The 5,323-nt window shown below is 28.3% G+C and carries 5 protein-coding genes; 3 read left to right on the top strand and 2 right to left on the bottom strand.

Annotated elements, in window-relative coordinates; all coding sequences use genetic code 11:
* The first annotated feature begins 544 nt into the window (after positions 1–544).
* Together DRF75_RS04870 and DRF75_RS04865 are read left to right on the top strand one after the other, a co-directional pair.
* The gene (locus DRF75_RS04870; RefSeq protein ID WP_045170632.1) at positions 545–1,435 is read left to right on the top strand and encodes an AAA family ATPase; all 891 of its coding nucleotides are present in this window, start codon (positions 545–547) and stop codon (positions 1,433–1,435) included.
* A 340-nt stretch (positions 1,436–1,775) separates the two neighbouring features.
* A complete protein-coding gene (locus tag DRF75_RS04865; RefSeq protein ID WP_011304399.1) occupies positions 1,776–2,060 on the top strand; it encodes an HU family DNA-binding protein in 285 nt (94 codons plus the stop codon).
* On the opposite strand, the gene DRF75_RS04860 is transcribed toward DRF75_RS04865, so the two are convergent.
* Both DRF75_RS04860 and DRF75_RS04855 read right to left on the bottom strand, forming a co-directional pair.
* Entirely contained in the window at positions 2,057–2,773 is a 717-nt protein-coding gene (locus DRF75_RS04860; RefSeq protein WP_129992766.1) for a pyridoxine 5'-phosphate synthase, read from the bottom strand. The genes DRF75_RS04865 and DRF75_RS04860 overlap by 4 nt on opposite strands.
* Positions 2,774–2,833: 60 nt before the next feature.
* Positions 2,834–3,394 carry an adenylyltransferase/cytidyltransferase family protein gene (locus DRF75_RS04855; RefSeq protein ID WP_235424699.1) on the bottom strand — a complete coding sequence of 187 codons (561 nt, stop codon included), beginning with the start codon at positions 3,392–3,394 and terminating at the stop codon, positions 2,834–2,836.
* A 606-nt stretch (positions 3,395–4,000) separates the two neighbouring features.
* Here DRF75_RS04855 and DRF75_RS04850 point away from each other — a divergent pair.
* Positions 4,001–4,990, top strand: a complete 990-nt coding sequence (locus DRF75_RS04850; protein ID WP_129992765.1) for a hypothetical protein — start codon at positions 4,001–4,003, stop codon at positions 4,988–4,990.
* The last annotated feature ends 333 nt before the right edge of the window (positions 4,991–5,323 follow it).

Here is a 5,323-nt window from a genome sequence, read left to right as displayed (position 1 = left end):
TAATACTATTATTACAACGTTAACAAACAGCATATCATACTCTTAACATTACATAACAATAACTACAAACAATTTCACACCGATTACACAACCTCACATTTGTGGTATAAAAGCATGTTTTATATATATTTCGAAAGTTCAATTAGCGATTAATACTATTATTACAACGTTAACAAACAGCATATCATACTCTTAACATTACATAACAATAACTACAAACAATTTCACACTGATTACACAACCTCACATTTGTGGTATAAAAGCATGTTTTATATATAATTCGAAAGTTCAATTAACAAATAATACTATTATTACAACGTTAACAAACAGCATATCATATTCTTAACATTACATAACAACAACTACAAACAATTTTATACTTACAAAATAACATGACTATAATAAGTTAATATTGTAGAGTAACAAAATCAGTATTTACAAAAAAAAATATCCAAGTCATACTGATCAACATTCTAACTAAAGGCTAATATATTAGTTTGAGTGATGCTACTAAATTTACATTAATATATCTCAATTTTTAAATATGAATAAAATTATAGGACATACATTAGCAAAAAATACACTTACACATAACACTCATATACAATCATGGCTAATCTATGGTAACAAAGGTATTGGGAAAGCAACACTAGCATATCATTTTGCTCAATACCTCACTCAATCACCAAACTCAAATTACTGCAATCCTGATCTCCTAATAGTTAATGACAATGAAGAGATAATAGGCATAGAAAAAATTAGAAATATAAAAAACTTCCTTTATTTAACCACAGCAAGATTCAAATATAGAATAGTAATAATAGACAGTATAGATAGCTTAACTATTAATGCCATTAATGCAATGCTTAAAATCCTAGAAGAAACACCAAAAAATTCTATCATAATCCTAATTAGCCATAATTTACATGAAGTACCAGTAGTCATAAGATCAAGATGTTTCACATTAGGATTATTAGATCTTGATCCACAACAAACACAACAAGTAATTAAAAACAACTTTCCACATTTAGACTATGAAAAAGTAAGTCATATTTACCCAGGAACTCCAGGAATGGTAGATCAGCATATTGAAAAAGAAATTGCACTATATGAAAGTCTCATATCAATACTTACCAACCAATATGATAGTAAAATAATAGAGAATATAATAACAACTGACATTAGTTTTTATAAAATAGAATACATACTACTTACCATAGTATCAAACTTAGCAAAAGAAATATTAGGTATAACAACAAGCTTAAGTAGTCATAATACTCTAATTGACAATATAAAAAACAAAAAAGTTGATGTTGATAAATTACTATTAAAATCACTTCAAATACAACACTTAATATCTTACGCAAAAAAATTCCAATTAGATAAAAAATCAGTAATGTTAAACTTGGTCAACATTATGATTTATTTGATATAAATTAGAGTCAATTTTTTAACAACCCAAGACATTAGAATTAAAGTTTTGAAATTTAACACAACACTAGTATACTAAAACACAGAAGTCAAAAATAAATAATCATCAAAAGCACTGAAAAAAATTGTTTGGTTTCTGTGATGATAAAATACTTATTAAATTTTGTATTTCTAATAATATAATAATAAATTTATTAAAAAAATTTATAAAAAACCTTACTACCTACTTAAAATTGCAGATTAATTAATAATGCTTTAAGTAATAACAATAAATTTAGTTGACTATACGAACTAACCTAATATCCTAAATCTTGTTCAGTTATGTAAAATTAGGAGTTTAAGTTATGAGTAAGGATATGGTAGTGAGAACACTTATGGGAGAGCTAGGATTAACAAAAAAGGTATCAAGCCAAGCTTATGATCTAGTAATGCTAAGTATACAAAATGCATTAGAGAATTCTCATTTAATTAGATTACACAATGTTGGAACATTACATGTTATTCAATGTGCAGAGAAAAAATATCATAACCCTAAAACTGGAAAGTTAGAAACACTAGCTCCTAAAAAAAGGGTAAGGTTCAGATCAAGCAAGAAATTATCAAATGCTATTAACTCTCTAGATAATTAATGTGTGCTGGTAATGACCTGCTTCATTTTATAAATGGATTTACCGATACCATGTAGTACAGCTTCACAAATTAAAAAATGCCCTATGTTAAGTGCTGATATATATGGTACTTTTGCTATAGTAGCAGCACTTTGATAATTCAAGCCATGTCCAGCATGGCAAGCTATGTTTTGTTGATAGCAGTGTTCAGCAGCTTTTATTATTTTAGACAGTTCATTTTGTGTAGCGTTATTACAATATTTACCAGTATGTAATTCTACGTTATCTGCATGCAATTTCTTTGCAAGATCAATTTGAGATATATCAGGCTCAATAAATAACGTAACACCTATATCATAAGAGTGTAATTTTTCAATAAATGATACTAGATAAGAAAAGATACTCCCCACATCTAGTCCACCTTCAGTTGTAAGTTCTTGTCTTTTTTCAGGAACCAGGCAAACACATTCTGGTTTTACTTCCATTGCTATTGACAACATCTCATCAGTTGCAGCAATTTCTAAGTTCAATGGAACCTTTAAACTCTTTTTTAATCTAAAAACATCATCATCTATGATATGTCTGCGATCCTCTCTTAAATGAACAGTTATAAAATCCGCACCATTACTTACCGCTATATTTGCTATTTCAATAATACATGGATAATCAACATTCCTTGCATTGCGCAATGTTGCAATATGATCAATATTAACCCCTAAGGCAATACTTGACATAAGAACCTCTCATACATCTAAGATTAAAATAATATTTATATTACCAATTTGATACAAATACTATATTTTATTTAAAGTATATCCTCTAATTTGAGAAGACGAAATATTACACGGCATTAACCTAATAAGCATCCATCCATATTTACAATTTAACAACAACTGAAAATCAGTACAATACGCATTCCTCATGTAACTAACAAAGGGAGTACCTAAACACCGATATATGTTCTTACTACGTTCAAACACAACAATTGGTAACAGTTTACAAAAAGTTTTCCATCTATACCAACAATGAAAAGAAAAAAGGTTGTCATCTCCCATTAACCACACAAATTTAATATTCACAAATTTTTTACATAACCTTGTTACAACATTGTAACTGTAACACTCTGTCATTTTAATAACACGTATTCTTGGACAACCAGCAACTAATTTCAATGATAAAGTTACTCTATCTTCAATACTATACCCACCATCAAATTTCAAAGGATTATGCGATACAACTAGCCACCACACACAATCCAAATCTAATCTTTTAATAGCCTCTTGAGTGATATATAAATGACCATAATGTGGGGGGTTAAAAGATCCACCTAATAATCCTATTTTTAACTTTCTCACAATAATAAACTGATTAAAAAACACATAACAATATTCAATCTTATATACTATATAAATAGAAAATTACTAATAATGTACTCCTAATAAATCACATTTATAATGACAATAATCAAATTAATATAAAAACTCTAAATAAACAACTAAGTTACAAGAGAATTGATCGCTCAATTATACAATATAGATTTTATTACTATAAAATTATTAATGAATACATCCTATAATTTTAATATATTTAAATTTAATACAGTATTACATAAAACATAACATGTTTATTGATCAGATAAAGATCTCCATGTACAACTATAGGTTATTAATAATTTCTAAAGATGTTCTATTTCAAACAAGGCTTAAAACCAAGAGCAGCTCATATTTAAAGTTAATGAAAACAACCCAAACATATTATTAGCAAATATAAATATATTACACTCATTTTTAAATGACATAATACACCTTATTACTATCAAACTATTAATGAGTATATTCAATAATTTTAATATATTTCAATTGTGGTAGCATTACACAAAACATCAACATAACATGCTTATTGATTGCATAAAAATCTTTATGTATAATTATGCATCATCAATAAGTTAATTTTTTAAAAAAATGTTCTATCCCAAACAAGATTTAAAAACAATATATTCCAAGGATAACACATTATCTGCAGAACACCTGCTAGAGATAATGAATAGTACAAATACAGCATTAGAGAACCATAGGCGTCAATTGTTACGTGAATACGTAACCGCAGAAGAACAGAAATTAGCTAATGATAACAAAACACCTGAAGAAATTCAAAAACATATCGCAAGTCCAGAGGTCTTTTACAAGGCATCATCTTATGCTGACTATAAAACTAGTCACATGATTGAGCAACACCTGACTGGCCAACTAGGTAGAAAAGTAAAAATATTAAACAATTGCCTAAGTCCTTTAGGATATGACAGAAAAAACATGATACTGAAAGGAATGTATAAGATTTCACTACTAAGTGAAATTAACAGCCTTATACAAGATATGGATGATAATGATTTTAAAGAATTGATTGAAATAATAATATCTTGCTCACATTTAAAAACAGATCTAACAGAACAAGAACAAAAGCAGAGGCAAGATGCTGTAGCAACATATGTCAATGAAACCAAAGGCTTCTCAATGGAACAGGTACGTGAGACAGCAGAAGAGATGACAGGAATAGATATTGCAAATCCAATCGAATCTCTAAAGAAAAAATTTGGAGCTGATAAACCAGAAGGCAAACAACATATAGCATCTATGGATGAAAAGCTAATTCAAGTACTAATAAACCCATTTAACTCCTACTATTTCGTACTAGGAGCTCTCGCAGTAGGGTTGGAAGGGTTCATACCACCACTTATACCAATATTGCTGATAGCTACTGCTGGAAAAAGTTTGTTTTCTTTAGTTACAGAAGATAAAGACAAAGAAGGAACTGTACATAGTCCATTTCAAGAAGGAGTAACAAGACAGCCAAATACAGCTGAACAACAACAAAACTACACTGCAATGTTAGAACGGCAAAAACAGGAAGACAGAGAACAACAAAGCACATCACATACTAGCAAAAAGCTATAAAATACAAAAATTAATAAAAAACTATGGACACTACAACATTCATACACAAAAAAGAGCAATAAACAACATTATAACACTACATAATTAAATCAAGAACACAGAGACATACTTATACGTGTTATAATAATATAGACACACATAACTTTAAAAAGCAGAATAATAAAAGCTGAATATACTAGTATTGTATTACACAAAACAATATAAACAAAACCAATTTCAAAGATATTAGATACAAAAAATTATTTTTGCCTTCTAATTATCAAATAACACAGTTTTATTATCCGATAGCTACAGGAGGTAAAATTGTTTTAGAAGATCATGATGCTAAGGAAG

Source organism: Ehrlichia minasensis (assembly GCF_004181775.1).
Lineage (GTDB): Bacteria > Pseudomonadota > Alphaproteobacteria > Rickettsiales > Anaplasmataceae > Ehrlichia > Ehrlichia minasensis.
Note: the sequence above shows the minus strand (reverse complement) of the source record. Positions and strands in the feature narration are given on the sequence as shown.

Coding starts and splice junctions, on each gene's coding strand:
- DRF75_RS04870 (WP_045170632.1), top strand. CDS start 545: ATGAATAAAATTATAGGACATACATTAGCAAAAAATACACTTACACAT.
- DRF75_RS04850 (WP_129992765.1), top strand. CDS start 4,001: ATGTTCTATCCCAAACAAGATTTAAAAACAATATATTCCAAGGATAAC.
- DRF75_RS04860 (WP_129992766.1), bottom strand. CDS start 2,773: ATGTCAAGTATTGCCTTAGGGGTTAATATTGATCATATTGCAACATTG.
- DRF75_RS04865 (WP_011304399.1), top strand. CDS start 1,776: ATGAGTAAGGATATGGTAGTGAGAACACTTATGGGAGAGCTAGGATTA.